This window comes from Burkholderia sp. D-99 (assembly GCF_011605345.1).
Lineage (GTDB): Bacteria > Pseudomonadota > Gammaproteobacteria > Burkholderiales > Burkholderiaceae > Burkholderia.
This window is the reverse complement of record NZ_JAAOXM010000006.1, coordinates 62,125-77,626: the sequence shown is the minus strand read 5'-3', so window position 1 is coordinate 77,626 and position 15,502 is coordinate 62,125. Positions and strand designations below refer to the sequence as shown.

Annotated in this window: 17 protein-coding genes; 7 read left to right on the top strand and 10 right to left on the bottom strand. The window is 66.9% G+C overall.

Annotated elements, in window-relative coordinates:
* Positions 1-385: 385 nt before the first annotated feature.
* Together HAV18_RS22330 and HAV18_RS22325 are read right to left on the bottom strand one after the other, a co-directional pair.
* Positions 386-1,003 carry a PolC-type DNA polymerase III gene (locus HAV18_RS22330; protein WP_166960553.1) on the bottom strand — a complete coding sequence of 206 codons (618 nt, stop codon included), beginning with the start codon at positions 1,001-1,003 and terminating at the stop codon, positions 386-388.
* 235 nt (positions 1,004-1,238) lie between these two features.
* Positions 1,239-1,904 (bottom strand): DJ-1/PfpI family protein, encoded by a 666-nt coding sequence (locus tag HAV18_RS22325; protein WP_166959970.1) that lies wholly within the window; start codon positions 1,902-1,904, stop codon positions 1,239-1,241.
* Positions 1,905-2,000: 96 nt separating this feature from the next.
* Between HAV18_RS22325 and HAV18_RS22320 the strand changes: the two genes are divergently transcribed.
* On the top strand, positions 2,001-2,555 hold the full coding sequence (locus HAV18_RS22320; protein WP_166959967.1) for a TetR/AcrR family transcriptional regulator: 555 nt from the start codon (positions 2,001-2,003) through the stop codon (positions 2,553-2,555).
* Positions 2,556-2,684: 129 nt separating this feature from the next.
* Here the strand turns inward: HAV18_RS22320 and HAV18_RS22315 are convergent, their stop codons facing one another.
* The 8 genes from HAV18_RS22315 to HAV18_RS22280 all read right to left on the bottom strand — a co-directional run bounded on the left by HAV18_RS22315 (position 2,685) and on the right by HAV18_RS22280 (position 8,998).
* Positions 2,685-3,149 carry an acetyltransferase gene (locus HAV18_RS22315; RefSeq protein ID WP_166959964.1) on the bottom strand — a complete coding sequence of 155 codons (465 nt, stop codon included), beginning with the start codon at positions 3,147-3,149 and terminating at the stop codon, positions 2,685-2,687.
* 104 nt (positions 3,150-3,253) lie between these two features.
* On the bottom strand, positions 3,254-3,745 hold the full coding sequence (locus HAV18_RS22310) for an NUDIX hydrolase (RefSeq protein WP_166959961.1): 492 nt from the start codon (positions 3,743-3,745) through the stop codon (positions 3,254-3,256).
* 51 nt (positions 3,746-3,796) lie between these two features.
* Positions 3,797-4,681 (bottom strand): NAD(P)-dependent oxidoreductase, encoded by an 885-nt coding sequence (locus HAV18_RS22305; protein ID WP_166959958.1) that lies wholly within the window; start codon positions 4,679-4,681, stop codon positions 3,797-3,799.
* A 97-nt stretch (positions 4,682-4,778) separates the two neighbouring features.
* Positions 4,779-5,084: a DUF971 domain-containing protein gene (locus HAV18_RS22300; RefSeq protein WP_166959954.1), complete on the bottom strand. Its 306-nt coding sequence runs from the start codon at positions 5,082-5,084 to the stop codon at positions 4,779-4,781.
* A complete protein-coding gene (locus HAV18_RS22295; RefSeq protein WP_166959951.1) occupies positions 5,081-6,076 on the bottom strand; it encodes a HEAT repeat domain-containing protein in 996 nt (331 codons plus the stop codon). The genes HAV18_RS22300 and HAV18_RS22295 overlap by 4 nt, the downstream gene beginning before the upstream one ends.
* Before the next feature lie 158 nt (positions 6,077-6,234).
* Positions 6,235-6,480 (bottom strand): ferredoxin family protein, encoded by a 246-nt coding sequence (locus HAV18_RS22290; protein WP_166959947.1) that lies wholly within the window; start codon positions 6,478-6,480, stop codon positions 6,235-6,237.
* Positions 6,481-6,491: 11 nt separating this feature from the next.
* Complete coding sequence (locus HAV18_RS22285; RefSeq protein ID WP_166959945.1) at positions 6,492-8,231, bottom strand: fumarate reductase/succinate dehydrogenase flavoprotein subunit; 1,740 nt, start codon at positions 8,229-8,231, stop codon at positions 6,492-6,494.
* Positions 8,228-8,998, bottom strand: coding sequence for a GntR family transcriptional regulator (locus tag HAV18_RS22280; RefSeq protein WP_166959943.1), 771 nt, complete (start codon positions 8,996-8,998; stop codon positions 8,228-8,230). Before HAV18_RS22280 ends, HAV18_RS22285 begins: the two co-directional genes overlap by 4 nt.
* Positions 8,999-9,322: 324 nt before the next feature.
* Here HAV18_RS22280 and HAV18_RS22275 point away from each other — a divergent pair, with 324 nt between their 5' ends.
* From HAV18_RS22275 to HAV18_RS22250, 6 genes are all read left to right on the top strand, one after another.
* A complete protein-coding gene (locus HAV18_RS22275; RefSeq protein WP_166959940.1) occupies positions 9,323-10,543 on the top strand; it encodes an MFS transporter in 1,221 nt (406 codons plus the stop codon).
* Between the two features lie 278 nt (positions 10,544-10,821).
* Positions 10,822-11,223 (top strand): DnaJ family domain-containing protein, encoded by a 402-nt coding sequence (locus HAV18_RS22270; RefSeq protein WP_166959937.1) that lies wholly within the window; start codon positions 10,822-10,824, stop codon positions 11,221-11,223.
* Complete coding sequence (gene tadA / locus HAV18_RS22265; protein ID WP_166959934.1) at positions 11,220-11,816, top strand: tRNA adenosine(34) deaminase TadA; 597 nt, start codon at positions 11,220-11,222, stop codon at positions 11,814-11,816. The genes HAV18_RS22270 and tadA overlap by 4 nt, the downstream gene beginning before the upstream one ends.
* 99 nt (positions 11,817-11,915) lie before the next feature.
* Positions 11,916-12,854, top strand: coding sequence for a muramoyltetrapeptide carboxypeptidase (gene ldcA / locus HAV18_RS22260; RefSeq protein ID WP_166959931.1), 939 nt, complete (start codon positions 11,916-11,918; stop codon positions 12,852-12,854).
* Between the two features lie 306 nt (positions 12,855-13,160).
* Positions 13,161-13,865, top strand: a complete 705-nt coding sequence (locus tag HAV18_RS22255; RefSeq protein ID WP_166959928.1) for a GntR family transcriptional regulator — start codon at positions 13,161-13,163, stop codon at positions 13,863-13,865.
* A gap of 150 nt (positions 13,866-14,015) precedes the next feature.
* Complete coding sequence (locus tag HAV18_RS22250; protein WP_166959925.1) at positions 14,016-15,500, top strand: NCS1 family nucleobase:cation symporter-1; 1,485 nt, start codon at positions 14,016-14,018, stop codon at positions 15,498-15,500.
* Positions 15,501-15,502: the final 2 nt, after the last annotated feature.

Genomic DNA, 15,502 nt, shown 5'->3' with positions numbered 1-15,502 from the left:
ATTTTTCAGTACCTGCGGCAATGATCGCCCAAGGCCATGCGACCGCATGGCCTTTTTTCAGTTCGTGTCGGGTCGCGTGCATCGGCTCAAGTTACTGAAGTGCCAAACGCATGGCCGCGCCGGCTTCCGGTTCTTCCGATGGCGCAAGCCGTGTTTGCCACGCAAAGCCGACCGGCGAAGCATCGGCGGAATTGTCTGCGGCTTGGTGAGGGCGGCTCATTGCACGCAGGCCGTGGTCGTCAAAAATTCGTCGAGAACCGGTTTGGCGATTGCCAAGCCGTTTTGCGTTAACGCGGTGCCTGAATCATGAAACGTCGTGCGGCATGCGTGATGCGGCAATCCTCTGTGCGCCTGATGGCGATCGCCTGCGGTGGTCGACCGATTCTCACGCGTGCGAGCCCGCGAGCGAACGCAAGTACAGCGGCACTTTCGCCTTCGCCGTCGCCTGGACACGTGCCATGAGCGCGTGATCGATGCGATCCAGCCCGTAAGTCCGCGCAATGTCGTGCTGCAACCGGCACCACAGGTGACCGGCCATCTCGGCATCGACCATCGCCCGGTGCGCACGGCCCGACTTGGGCAACCGCAGCATATCCACCAGGCTCGACAGGCGGTGACTCTGGGCATCCGGGTAGATACGTCGCGCCACGAGCATCGTGCAGGCAAACGCATGCTCGGCCGTCATGCCGAGCAGCCCGAGTTCCGCCTGCCAGAACCGTTTGTCGAAACCGGCGTTGTGGGCCACGACCGCATGCTTGCCGACGAACGCCGCCGCTTCCTTCATGACTTTGGATGCCGGGGGTGCCGATGCGATCATCTCGTTCGTAATGCCGGTCAGCGCGACGACATCCGACGGGATGCGTCTGCCCGCATTCATCAGACTCTGGAAACGGTCGACGACTTGTCCGTCCCGCAGGAGGATGACGGCGATTTCGGTCGCACGGTCGCCCAGGTTCGGCGAAAGTCCGGTTGTTTCGAAGTCCAGTACCGCAACGGTTTGCATGGTCGAATCCTGTTGCTTCACGCGGTGTCGTTCAGAGAGGCCGAGAGGTTAGCATCTTCAGGCCCGCGACAGACTCGTTCAGCCCGGGAAACGACCAACCGTGCGGCGCAAGCCGACCCGATCGATGACGCGGACCGCCCGCGAATGCGTCCCGATCCGCCGTTGGCTCGGCAGGACGCACGACGCTGCAACAGGGTGCTGGCTGCCGATTATCGGCAGCCCATCGATCCGCGCGTCATGCCGCAAGCCCGTTTTTGCCTTCGACGATCCGGACCGGGCCCGTCGCTTGTCCCGCACCCTGCCTGAGGCTGAACGCGATCAGGTCTTCGTAAATCTCCCGTTGCCCGGCAGGCAGCACGGGCAGCAGCGTCTCGCGCCGCTTGTCCGCATCGAACATCGCTTCCACCAGCCATCCGGTCAGATAGAGCGACGCAAGGCAACCGCCCGCGGTCGCGACGTTGCCGTGACACACCAGCGGCTGATCCATCGCTTGCAGATCGAGTGCCTGCAAACCGTTCCGCGCTTCAGGGTGCGTCGTGGCGCGGCGCTGGGGCAGCAGCCCGAGCCGTTCGAGAATGAAGGCGCCGGCGCAGATCGACCCGACAAGCTGGCGTTCGGGATCGAGATCGAACGACTGCAGGAAATCCGGATCGGCGAGCGCGGCCGGTACGCCTTCCTTGCCGCTCGAAAACAGGATCGCGTCGGCGCGATTGGCGTCGGTGAGCGGGCCGTGGGTCGGGATGGCCAGGCCATGGGCGGAATGCAGCACCGGCTGCGCACCCAGGATCCGGACGCGCCAGTCCTTGTTGTTGCGACCGAGAATGTCCCACATCAGGAACAGGTCGATGTCGGTGAACCGGTCGAATGCGACGAGCGCGATGTCTTTCAAGGCGGACTCCATGCGTAGTGGCACGCTGCCGGATGCGGCGGCGGCCGTGATAGAGTTCGCAGCCTATCTGTCCATGCCGCACCATACACAGCCTGTATGGCGATGACGATGAGCACACTGACGCGAAACGACTGGATTGCCGTGGGCTTCGACGCCCTCGACGGGGAAGGGTATACGGGCATTTCGGCCGAAAGCCTTGCGCGACGGCTGAACGTGACCCGCGGATCGTTCTATCACCACTTCCGCAATCGCGAGGACTTCGTCACGACCTTGCTGACCGCGTGGGAGGACGACTACACCGCGCGCATGCTTGCGTATGCGGCCGAGGGCCGCGGTGCCGGCGATACGCTGGCGCGCTACCTGCGCATCGCTGCCGAGAAACGGCCCGGGCGAGAAATCGCGATCCGCGCATGGGCGTTGCACGATCCGCTGGTCGCGGAATTCCAGCAGCGCGTCGACGCGGCGCGGCTCGCGTTTGCGATCGAGACGTCGCGCCGGCTGGTGCGCACGTCGGGCGAGGCCGAGATCGTCGGGCAGGCCGTGCACTTGTGCCTGATCGGCGGACAACAGGCCGGGCTGCGGCGCGATGCCGACCGGTTCAACGGTTTCATGCAGCGCGCTTTTTCAATCGTCGAACGCGTGCTGCCGATGCGTCGCGCGTGACGTGCCACGTGGCACGCGTATCGGTGCGCGTGCTGCATGCGTGGCGCGGACTCGGTAGCACGCAGCTGCTTTGGCGCGCCCGGCGCGTGAGCCGTGGAAGGCGGCGTGATACCCCGCGCCAGCAGGGGGTTATGCGTGCCGCGGCGAGGACGGCGGTGCCGCGCGATAGCGCAGGTGAATCAGCGGATAGGCCCGCCCTTGTCCATCGAGCGCCGAGCGCCCGCAGCGCTCGAAGCCGAGCCGTTCATAGAATCCCGCTGCCAATTCGTTCTGCTCGTTGACGTCGGTCGACAGGTCGGGGTGACGCCTGAGTGCCTCTTCCACGAGCAGGCGCCCGACACCTGCGCCATGGTGAGCCGGATCGACGAACAGGGCTTCCATGTGACTGTCGTCGCACAGCATGAAGCCGATCGCGCGGTCGGCCTCGTCGACGGCGAGATCAAGCGGCGCACCGGGCAGGAACGCGACCACGTCGGATTCGATCGCGCGGCGGTCATCGTCGCTCAGGAAGTGATGCGTGGCGTCGACCGCGTTGCGCCAGATATCCAGCACGCGTGCGCCGTCAGCCTCGGTGGATTTGCGAATGCTGATCATGGTTTGACCTGTTTTGATGGGTAGTTTGAAGGTCGGCGGGCAGCCGACACCGTCATGGCCCCGATCGGGCCGCTCGCAAGGGGCGCTGGAAAGATGGCGTTGTTTCAGGTAATGGCCGGACGCGGTGCGTCGCCGAGGGCCGCCGCACGCTCGATCGCGCGTCGCGCGACGTCGCGAACGCCGGCGCTCATCGGCAAATCGTCGCGGTCGAGTTCGGCGAGATCGAACCAGCGCGCGTCGAGCGCATCGTCGCCGGCAGCAGGCGTGCCGCGCAGCCATGTGCACAGCACCGCGACCATGACGAAATGCTGGCGCACGTTGCCGCCGGCATCGTAATCGAAGGCATCCAGCGCGGTAAAGGTGTCGCGTGCTTCTACGTCGACGGTCGTCTCTTCGGCGATCTCGCGCACGATCGCGTTCGCAATCGATTCCCCTGCTTCGATCTTGCCGCCGGGAAAGCCCCAGCAGCCCGCATCGGGCGGATTGGCGCGGCGTACCAGCAGCACGTCGCGTTCCCGCAGGACGATGCCGATCACGGCGGGAACGGGGCGTACGGAGGCGATGACGGTGGTCGGGGAGCGGGGCGAATCGGACATGAGGGGTCTACGTGCGGGCGTGTTCGAGGGTGTCGGGCGGCCGGTGACGATTCACCGCACGTCGTGCGTGCGTTGCTCGATCGCGCGGATCACGGCGACCATGTCGTCCGCGCCATGTCCGGCCCGCTCGGTCTCGCCGTAAAGCGCGTGACAGATGTCGAGCAGCGGCGACGCGATGCCGATGTCGCGCGCGGATTCGGCGACGAGGCGCGCATTCTTCAGCACGTCGGTGATCGCGGCCTGCACCGAGAAATCCGCGGCGACGAGTTTGCCGAGCTTCACGCGCGACACGTCGCTCGCCATCGGGCCCGCATTCAGCACGTCGGCGAAGCGGGCGAGATCGATACCTTGGCGTTGTGCGAAATGCGTGGCTTCGGTCAGGCCGGTGACCATCGTGATCAGGAACAGGTTCACGGCGAGCTTCATCGTCAGCGCCGACGGTACGTCGCCGCATACGAAGCTGTCGCGGCACAGCGGCTTCACGAGCGTGCGGACGGCGTCGACGTCGTCCGGCGCGCCGGCGAGCATCACGACGAGTTGACCGGCTTCGGCCGGCTTGCGTGACCCCGACACCGGCGCTTCGACGTAACGGCCCGACGCGGCAGCGATTTCATCGGCCAGTGCGCGCGAATACCCGGGTGCGTTCGTGCCCATGTTCACGATGGTGCGTCCGCCGACACGGGCGGCGAAACCGGGCGTGCCGCGCGCGAGAACGGCGTCGATCGCCGCGTCGTTCGCGAGCATCAGGATCACGGTCGGGCAGGCGGCGAATACGTCATCGGCGTGCTCGGCCACGCGTGCGCCGGCGTCGCGCAACGCATCGTCGCTGCCGTGCGACCGGCTCCATACGACGAGCGGCGTGCCGGCCCGCGCGAGATTGAGTGCCATCGGCGTGCCCATCACGCCGAGGCCGATGAATCCGACTGCGGTTTGCATGTTCTGGCTCCCACGGTGGGTGGAGACGATCGTGGGCGTCAGTATCGCAGCGTTTCCGCACACCTGTCATGTCGTCCGCGCACGCGCGGGAGTCACGTCACGGCCGCGCCGTCATGTCCGCCGTATCCGCCATATCCGCCAGATATGGCCACGGATAGATGCCGCGCGCATGACCGTCGCCGAACCGGGCGCGGATGCCGTAGCCGGCTGGCTCGAGGCTGTCCAGCGTCAGGTCGGGCCGCGCATCGACACGACCGCCGTCGAGCCGGATCCTTCGGCATTCCGCACACGGGCAATCGCCGCGCAACCGCGCATAGCCGATGCGTTGCGTGCGGCCGTCCGGCCAGCGGAGTGTCAACGTGCGTGCCGGGTGGTCGAGTGCGATTTCGGTCGGCGAGATCATCGCGACGCCTCGTCGATTTGCCGGATCGCGATTCGCACGGCCTTGCGTACTTCCGGATCGTGATCCTCCAGCGCGTGGGTCAGCGCGGGCAACGTCGTGCGGTCGCGCAATTCACCGAGCGCAAGCGCGGCTTCCTTGCGCAGGTTGCTGATCGCATGCGACAGCAGCGCGACGACGGCCGGCGCCGCGGCCGCATCGCGCAGTTGCCCGAGCGAGCGCGCGGCACGCAAGCGTACCTGCCAGTAGTCGTCGTCGAGCGCGGCGACGAGCGGTTCGCGCGCGGCCGTGACACGCAACTTGCCGAGCGTCGTGGCCGTTTCCTCGCGCACCTGCCATTCGCGGTCGCGCAGCGCGGCAAACAGTGCGTCGATGGTGGCCGCATCGTCGGGTGCCGCGAACCCGATCGCGCCGACCGCGGCGCGTCGCACGTCCGCTGCGGCATCGGTGGTCGCGATGCGCGCGAGCGGCGGCAGCGCACGCGGATCCCTGAGCCAGCCGAGCACCGCCACGGCTTCGGCGCGCACGGCAGCGTGTTCGGCGTCGAGCGCGTGCAGCGCCGGCGCGAACGCGTCGGGGTCGCGCAACTCGCGCAATCCGCGCAGCACGGCGCGGCGCACGAACGGCTCGGGCCGGGCGGCCCATCGACACAGTACGGCACCCGATGCCGGGTCCTTCAGTTCGGACAGGCTCTGCGCGGCGGCGGCGCGTACACCTTCGTCCGGATCGAGCAATGCACCGCACAGTGCGTCGACGACGTCGGGCTGTTCCCATGCGCCGAGCACGCGCGCAGCCTCGCTGCGTACGTCGGCCGACGGATCGTCGCACAGTGCCGCAACGAATGACGGCACCAGATCGGACTCCTCGAGATCGGCAAGCTCGAGCAGTGCGATGCGGCGCACGGATGCGTCGGGCGCGGCGAGGCGGAGGGCGAGTGCGGCACGATCCGGATCGTGCGTGCCGGGCAGCGGGGTGGTGGAAAAGAAAGCGGTCATGGGCAAAAATCGGTTCGGTGAAGGAGCTGCTGCTCACGGAGCGCGGCGCATGGACGGCGCGGTATGGCGACGCGAACCTGGCGAACGCCGGCCCGGCCGTCACGTCGTCGATGCGCGGCCCGCGCGCGCGGCACGACGACGATCGGCCGCGCGCTCGCTCAGCGCAGCAGGTAAGGGATGTCGACCTTGACCGCGCCGGTCGGGCAGTCGCGCTCGCACGGCATGCAGTACCAGCATTCGTCGAACTGCATGTAGGCCTTGCCTTTGGTCAAGTCGATCGCGAGCAGGTCGAGCGGGCACACGTCGACGCAGACGGTGCAGCCCTTGTCGGCGATGCAGCGTTCCTCGTCGATCGTCACGGGCGCGCTGCTGCGCAGGAAGATGTCGTGCGGGGTATGGGGCACGGTAGGGCTCCTCAGAGGGCGGCAGCGAGTGCGGCCGGTTCGCGGATGCGCAGGTTCGTGTAGGCGTCGCGATCGTCGTCCGCAAGCGGCACGACGTACGGTTCGACGGGCCGCTTCTCGCTGCGCATCGCGCCGTCGGCGTCCTTGCGCAGCCAGGTGTGGCAGAACCATTCGGCGTCGTTGCGATGCGGAAAGTCGACGCGATGGTGGTACAGCCCCCAGCGGCTCTCGGTGCGGAACAGCGACGCGCGCGCGGCCATTTCCGCGCAGTCGCGGATCGCGCGCACCTCGGCGGCGCGCATCAGTTCGTGCGGATGGTTTGCCTTTATCTCTTCGATATCCTCAGTAATGGCGTCAAGGCGTTGCAGCCCGATTTCCATTTTGCGTGTCACTTTCGGCGGTTGAAGATAGTCGTTCACCATGCGGCGCAGCTTGTACTCGACCTGCGCCGGTGCCAGGCCGCGCTCGCGCAACAGTGGCGCAAGCGCGCGGGTGCGTTCGGCGGCGACCTGTTCGTCGTCCACCGGCGCATGCTCGCGGCCTGTCACGTAGTCGGCCGCGTTCTGCCCGGCAAACCAGCCGTACGTAAATGCGCCGAGCATGTAGTTGTGCGGGACGGCCGCCATGTCGCCGGCCGCGTAGAGCCCGGGCACGGTCGTCTCCGCGCGGGCGTTCACGTATACGCCGGATGCGCTGTGGCCGCTGCAGAAACCGATCTCGGAGATGTGCATCTCGACCATCTGGCTGCGGTAGTCGGTGCCGCGCCCCGCATGGAAGCGGCCGCGGCTCGGCCGTTCGTTCGTATGCAGGATCTGCTCGATGGTCTGGATCGTTTCTTCCGCGAGATGATCGAGCTTGAGGAACACCGGGCCGTTGCCGCTCTGCAGTTCCTGGTAGAACTCCCACATCATCTGGCCACTCCAGTAATCGCATTCGATGAAGCGTTCGCCCTTGCCGTTCGCGGTGAAGCCGCCGAGCGGGCCCGTCACGTACGCGCATGCGGGACCGTTGTAGTCCTTGATCAGCGGATTGATCTGGAAGCATTCGAGATTCGCGAGCGCGGCGCCGGCGTGATAGGCCATCGCGTAGCCGTCGCCGGCGTTGGTCGGGTTCTCGTACGTGCCCATCAGGTAGCCCGAGGCCGGCAGGCCGAGGCGGCCGGCCGCGCCGCAGCAGAGAATCACGGCCTTCGCACGGATCACGTGGAACTCGGCCGTGCGGCAGTCGAAGCCGAGTACGCCGCTCGCGTGGCCCTGCGCATCGGTCAGCACGCGCGTCACGACGATCCGGTTGGTGATCGCGATGCGTGCGCGCTTCAGTTGCCGGTACAGCACCTTCTTGATGTCGTGCCCCTCCGGCATCGGCAGCACGTACGAGCCCATGTGGTGGACCTTCTTCACCGCGTAGTCGCCGGTGCCGTCCTTCTCGAACTTCACGCCCCAGCGGTCGAGCTGCTCGATCGTCGCGAAGCTGTGCGCCGCATACGCGTACACGGCTTCCTGGTCGACGATCCCGTCGTTGGCGATCGTGATCTCGCGCGTGTATTGCTCGGGCGTCGCATGCCCGGGAATCACCGCGTTGTTCAGGCCGTCCATCCCCATCGAGATCGCGCCGCTGCGTTTCACGTTGGCTTTTTCGAGCAGCAGCACGCGCAGGGACGGGTCGTGCTCCTTCGCCTTGATCGCCGCCATCGGGCCGGCCGTGCCGCCGCCGACCACGACGATGTCGTATTCGAGTACATGGGTAGTCATCGCTGTTTCCTTGCAGGTTGGCGCGGCTTTTGCCGGTCGATGCGCAGCCGGTACTGGAAGGCGTCGCCGCGGAAGTACAGGTATTCGTAGTCGATCGGCGCGCCCGACGCGTCATGCGTGAGGCGCTCGATGCGCAGCACGGGGCTGCTTTCCTCGACGTGCAGCGCATCGACGATCTCGTCGTCGGCGAGGATCGCGTCGATCGACACGTCGGCATGGCCGAGCGGGATGCCGCAGTCGTTTTCCAGGACCAGGAAGATGTCGCGGGTCGCGAGATCGGCACCCGCGAGGCGCTTGCCGAGTGCTTCCGGCACCCAGGTCTGTTCGAGCGACACGGGCTCGCGATTCAGCAGCCGCACGCGGTGAATCTCGACGAGCGGCGCGCCTTCGGGCACGTTCAGCTTTGTCGCGAGATGGCGGTCGGCCTTGACGGTGCGGACACTGCGCACCTGGTTGACGATCTCGTAGCCCATCGACGACATCGCCTCGGCGAAGCCCTGCAGCGACGTCACGTTCTGGAACGCCTTCGGCTTCGACACGAAGGTGCCCTTGCCGTGCAGCTTGAACAGCAGTCCTTCCTTCTGCAGATCGCCGAGCGCCTGGCGCACCGTGATCCGGCTGACGCCGAACGCCGCGCAGAGTTCGTGCTCGGAAGGCATCCGGCTGTGCGGCGCATAGGTGCCGTCGAGAATACGCGCACGCAGCGTGTCCTTGATCTGCACGTAGAGCGGGGCCGCCGACAGCGGCACGACGTTGGGTGAGGTCATCGGTCAACTTGTTATGACAAGATCGCTCGAGTGTAGTCAGCGCGATGGCACGTCCCAACCAACCATTTCTGATTTCGACTTTCCGATTCCGGAAAAGCACGGCGGCAGGGGCCGGACCGAACGGTGGATCCGGCATGCGGTGTCGGCCCGATCCGCCCGTTGCGGGCGGCGTGGAGCGGCGGACAATCAGGAAATTCGCCGGCGCGTGTGCCGTGCATGTCGATTTCCCGTTGCGTCGCCCGTCGTATCCATGTCGACCGGGCAGGGCGCCACGCGGGTGGCGCCCGGTTACCGAGGATTGGCGTAACGAAAAGGAGGCATCCCATGCAGGATTCCCGATATCGCTGGGTCATCGTCGCCGCGGGCGGCTTGATGGGCTGCATCGCCGTCGGCGCGATGTTTTCGCTGCCGGTTTTCCTGCGCGCCATCGCGCGCGACACGGGCTGGTCGATGACCGGCATTTCCGGCGCGATGACGCTTGGCTTCATCGCGATGGCCTTCGCGAGCATGGGGTGGGGCAGCCTGTCGGACCGCATCGGCATGCGCCCGGTCGTCATCATGGGTGCCGTCCTGTTGCCGGCAAGCCTGGCGCTGGCGAGCCGCGCGCCGTCGCTGCTCGTGTTCCAGCTGACGTTCGGCCTCGCCGTCGGCGGCGCGACGGCTGCGATATTCGCGCCGATGATGGCGTGCGTGACGGGCTGGTTCGACACGCACCGCAGCCTGGCGGTGTCGCTCGTGTCGGCCGGCATGGGGATGGCACCGATGACGATGGCCCCGCTGGCCGCGTGGCTCGTGTCGGTGCGCGACTGGCGCACGTCGATGCTGCTGATGGCGGCGCTGGCCGCCGTCGTGATGATTCCGGTGTCGCTGCTGGTGCGCCGGGCGCCCGCGCTCGACGGTGCGCATGCGGCCCCGGCAGCCGCTGCGCCAGCCGGCGAGCCTGGGGCGATGTCGGTCGCGCACGCGCTGCGTTCGCCGCAGTTCATCGTGCTGCTGCTGACCAATTTCTTCTGTTGCGCGACGCATTCGGGTCCGATCTTCCATACGGTCAGCTACGCGGTGACGTGCGGGATCCCGTTGATCGTCGCGGTGTCGATCTACAGCGTCGAAGGGCTCGCCGGCATGGGCGGCCGGATCGCGTTCGGGATCCTGGGCGACCGCATCGGCGCGAAGCGCATGCTGGTGGCCGGGCTGCTCGCGCAGGCGCTGGGCGCGCTCGGGTACGCCTTCGTGCGCACGCTCGACGGCTTCTACGCGGTCGCGACCTTGTTCGGCTTCATCTATGCGGGCGTGATGCCGCTGTATTCGGTACTCGCGCGCGAGAACTTCCCGCTGCGGATGATGGGCACCGTGATCGGCGGCTGTGCGATGGCCGGCAGCCTCGGGATGGCCGCGGGCCCCGTGGCCGGCGGCCTGATCGTCGACACGTTCGGCAGCTATGGCTGGTTGTACGTCGGTTCGTTCGCGATCGGCGTCGGCGCGTTCCTGATGGCGATGATGTTCCGCCCGTTCGCGAAAGCGCGACCGGAAATCGTGGCCGCGTGACCCGGAGCCGGAAGCGGGGCGGCTTGCATTTCACCGGATCGGCGCGGCTCGGCGCGCGTTGCCACCGATAAAAACAGGGCCCGACACCGCGTGTGGCGGCGGGTACGTGGGCGGCCCGCAGCCCGCTGCGGCGCAGCAGGGCGGCAAATGATGCCGATCGGCGCGCATGCGCCGCGATTCGGCCCCTAAAAATACAATATCGAGCATATATTCGAAGGGCCTGTCATACCCGCGTCACCCTGCTAGAATTCGGCCTGCCGCATTGTTCCGATTGACTGATGAGATTGCTTGACGCCCTTGTCGAACAACGTATTGCCGCCGCCGCCGCGCGGGGCGAGTTCGACGATTTGCCGGGTACCGGCGCGCCGCTGGCGCTGGATGACGACCTGCTCGTGCCCGAGGAGGTGCGGGTGGCCAACCGTATCCTGAAGAATGCGGGCTTCGTGCCGCCGGCCGTCGAGCAATTGCGCGCGTTGCGCAACCTGCATGACGAAGTGCAGGCGGTCAGCGACCGTGCCGCGCGGTGCCGGCTGCAGGCGAAGATCCTCGCGCTCGATATGGCACTGGAATCGCTGCGCGGCGGCCCGATGGTGATGCCGCGCGACTACTGCCGGCGCATCGCGGAGCGCCTGTGCGAGCGCGGGCTCGATGAAGCGCCCGCCGAAGCGGGGCCGATGTGACGTCCGACGCGCTGCACGACGCAGCCCGGCCGGCCGCCGCCGCGGCCGCCGAACCCGCCGCCGATTTTCCCGTTCCCGAAGCCGCGCCCGTATCGGTGCGCGACCTGCATTTCATGCGTCTCGCGCAGGCCGCCGCCGAAGAGGCGCGCGCGGCCGGCGAGGTGCCGGTCGGTGCGGTGCTCGTGCGCGGCGACGAAGTGATCGCACGCGGCTTCAACCATCCGATCGGCGGGCACGACCCGTCGGCCCATGCGGAAATGGCCGCGCTGCGCATGGCCGCGCAGCATCTGCAGAATTACCGGATGCCCGGCTGCGAGCTGTACGTGACGCTCGAGCCGTGCCTGATGTGCGCGGGCGCGATCATGCATGCGCGCATCGCGCGGGTCGTCTACGGCGCCGCCGATCCGAAGACGGGCGCCTGCGGCAGCGTGATCGACGCGTTCGCGAACCCGCAGCTGAACCACCATACCGAAGTGACCGGCGGCGTGCTCGCCGACGAGTGCGGCGCCGCGCTGAAGTCGTTCTTCGCCGAGCGCCGTCGCGCGTTGCGCGAAGCACGGCTGGCCCGCGACGCCGAATCCGGCGCGTCATAGGCGCGCCCGCCGCCCGGCGCGGGCCGGGTGCGCACGGCTTCGTGAACCGGAGACGGTTCGGACCCTCTAAGCAGGTTTGACGACCCGACACCTTTCGCCATGTCCTTCCAGCCCGCCGCGTCCTACACCATCCGACTGCTTGCGCCGTCAGGCTATCCGCACGACCCCGACGCGATCAATCGTGCGCTCGAGCGCCTCAGCACCGCACAGCACCGCATCGAGAACATCGAAGCGACGCAGCGACGCTTCCAGCGGTTCGGCGGCACCGACGGAGAGCGGGCAGGCGACCTGAACCGCCTCGCCGATCCCGAGCGGCCGCTGCCGGACATCGCGCTGGCGGTGCGCGGCGGCTACGGCGCCGCGCGCATCCTGCACGGGCTCGACTACCGCGGGCTCGAACGCAGGCTGCGCGACCAGCCGGTCGCGCTCGTCGGGCACAGCGACTTCACGGCACTCCAGCTCGCGCTGTATGCGAAGGCGCGCATCAAGACCTTCGGCGGCCCGATGCTGTCCGCCGACTTCGGCGCGGAAACGCCGAGCGACTTCACGATGCAGCACTTCTGGCAGACGCTGACGCAGCCGACCACGACGATCATCGCCGAAGCGCCGCAGGTGCAGACCGTGAACGTGACGGGCACGCTGTGGGGCGGCAACCTCGCGATCCTCACGTCGCTCGTCGGCACGCCGTACATGCCCGACATCGAAGGCGGGATCCTGTTCATCGAGGACGTCAACGAGCAGCCGTTCCGGATCGAACGGATGATCTATCAACTGCACCTGTCGGGGCTGCTTGCGCGCCAGCAGGCGCTCGTGCTCGGCCAGTTCACCGGCGCGCGGCCGTTCGAGTACGACAACGGCTACGACATGCAGGCGATGATCGACCAGGTGCGTGAGGTGGTGGGGATTCCGGTCGTCACGGGGCTCCAGTTCGGCCATGTGCCCGACCTGCTGACGCTGCCGTTCGGCGCGCAGGCGCAACTGGTCGCGAATGCGCACGGTTTCCGGCTCACGCTGTCGGACTATCCGCACCTCGGCTGAGGCGGACGCGATCGATCGAAAGGCGGTTTTTCCGCCTTTTTCTTTATGTAAATGCGCAACTAACGGTCAGTTTTTTCGTCGACTCCAGCAGGATCGTCGCCGAATTTTGCACCAGTTTTGTCAACAAAATGGCCCGGAGGGTATACGACGAGAATGGCCTCTGTCGTGTGTCTCAGCCTTGCCGTGCATGGATTCGACGCATCGTGCACCGAACCGGGTCGCATTGATGCACGTCGATTGTGCGCAATGCAGGAAAAGAATTGTTGACAATCTTTATGTCCGCCCTAGGATGAGGATCATCACGCGATGCCGATCATGAACGAGCCCGAATCCCACCCGTCCGGCGCAGCCGGTCCCGAAGCGATCGCCGAGCGGATCCGCACGGCGATCCTCGAGCATCGGCTCGCGCCCGGCGCGAAGCTGACGGAGGCGCAGCTCTGCGACGTGTTCGACGTGAAGCGCGGGACGATCCGCCAGGCGCTCGCGCAGCTCGCGACCGACAAGCTGGTCGATCTCGAGCCGAACCGTGGCGCGTTCGTCGCGAGCCCGACGCTGCAGGACGTGCACGAGGTGTTCGAGATGCGCCGGATCATCGAGCTCGCCGTAGTCGAGCGGCTCGCGACCGGGCCCGGCGCGAAGCGTCTGAAGGGGGTCGCCGCGCTGATCGACAAGGAGCGCAAGGCGTTCGAGCGGCACGACTTCGCGGCGTGGATCCGCCTGTCGGGCGAATTCCATACGGCGCTCGCCACGCTGATGGGCAATGCGACGCTCAGCGAGTGCCTCGAAGGGCTCGTCGCGCGCTCGACGCTGATGTCCGCGTTGTACGAATCGCACGGGCGCAGCCCGTGCTCGTGCGACGACCACGACGAGATCCTCGGCGCGCTGGAGGCGGGCGATCCGAAGCGGGCGGTGACGCTGATGGCGCACCACCTGCAGCATGTCGAACTGAAGATGCTGGACCGGCCCGCACAGGGGCAGGTCGATTTGCGCGAAGTGTTCGGCGGCGCCTGAGCGGCGACGCGAACCCGGCCGCGCGCCACAAAAACGAGCGAAATGCAGGCCCGCGGTGTTTGCCGCGGGCCGCTGGTCCGACTCCGGGCGTCGATCCGGAGCGATATCGATGACGGTGGAGCGGCCGCCCGGCCGCGTCAAGGAGAAGTCATGGCTCAGTTCAGTGTGGCGCACGAGAGCGCCTATCCGGCGGAAGAAGGCGGCGAGGGCGGCGACCCGACGCTGCCGAATGGTTACAGCGAACGTCTGTACAACGAAGATTTGGCACCCCTTAAAAATCAGACATGGGGTTCGTACAACATCTTCGCGTTCTGGATGTCGGATGTGCACAGCGTCGGTGGCTACGTGTTCGCGGGCAGCCTGTTCGCGCTCGGGCTGACGAGCTGGCAGGTGCTGCTCGCGCTGATCGTCGGCATCGGCCTCGTGAACGTGCTGTGCAACCTGATCGCACGGCCGAGCCAGCAAATCGGCGTGCCGTATCCGGTCGCGTGCCGCGCGACGTTCGGCGTGCTCGGCGCGAACGTGCCGGCCGTGATCCGCGGGCTGATCGCGATCGCGTGGTACGGCATCCAGACGTATCTCGCGTCGAGCGCGCTCGTGATCGTCGTGCTGAAATTCTTCCCGCAATGGCTGCCTTACGCGGACGTCCATCGCTACGGCTTCCTCGGGCTGTCGGCGGTCGGTTGGGCCGGTTTCATGCTGCTGTGGGTGCTCCAGGCGTTCGTGTTCTGGAACGGGATGGAGACGATCAAGAAGTTCATCGACTTTGCGGGCCCGGCCGTCTACGTCGTGATGTTCATCCTCGCCGGCTACATGGTGTGGCGCGCGGGCTGGCGCAACATCGGCATCAACCTCGGCGGCGTCAAGTATCACGGTGCGGAAGTGATTCCTGTGATGATCACGGCCGTGTCGCTGGTCGTGTCGTACTTCTCCGGGCCGATGCTCAATTTCGGCGACTTCTCGCGCTATTGCCGCTCGTTCGGCGAAGTGAAGCGCGGCAATTTCTGGGGGTTGCCGGTCAACTTCCTCGCGTTCTCGCTCGTCACGGTGATCACGACGGCAGCGACGTTGCCCGTGTTCGGCGAACTCATCACCGATCCCGTCGAGACGGTCGGCCGCATCGACCATCCGACCGCGGTGATCCTCGGTGCGCTCACGTTCACGATCGCGACGATCGGCATCAACATCGTCGCGAACTTCGTGTCGCCCGCGTTCGACTTCTCGAACGTCGCGCCGCGCCTGATCAGCTGGCGCGCGGGCGGGATGCTCGCGGCCGTCGCGTCGATCTTCATCACGCCGTGGAACCTGTTCAACAACCCGGCCGTGATCCACTACACGCTCGACGTGCTCGGCGCGTTCATCGGCCCGCTGTACGGCGTGCTGATTGCGGACTTCTACCTCGTCAAGCGCGGCAGGCTCGTGCGCGACGACCTGTACACGATGTCGGAAAGCGGGTCGTACTGGTACACGGGCGGCGTGAATCGACGCGCGCTCGCAGCGCTCCTGCCGGCCGCAGTGATCGCGGTCGTCTGCGTGATGGTGCCGGGCTGGCAGGGCGTCGCGAACTTCTCGTGGTTCATCGGCGCGGGGCTCGGCTTCGTGTTCTACCGGCTGCTCGTGAGCACGAAGGCCTGAGG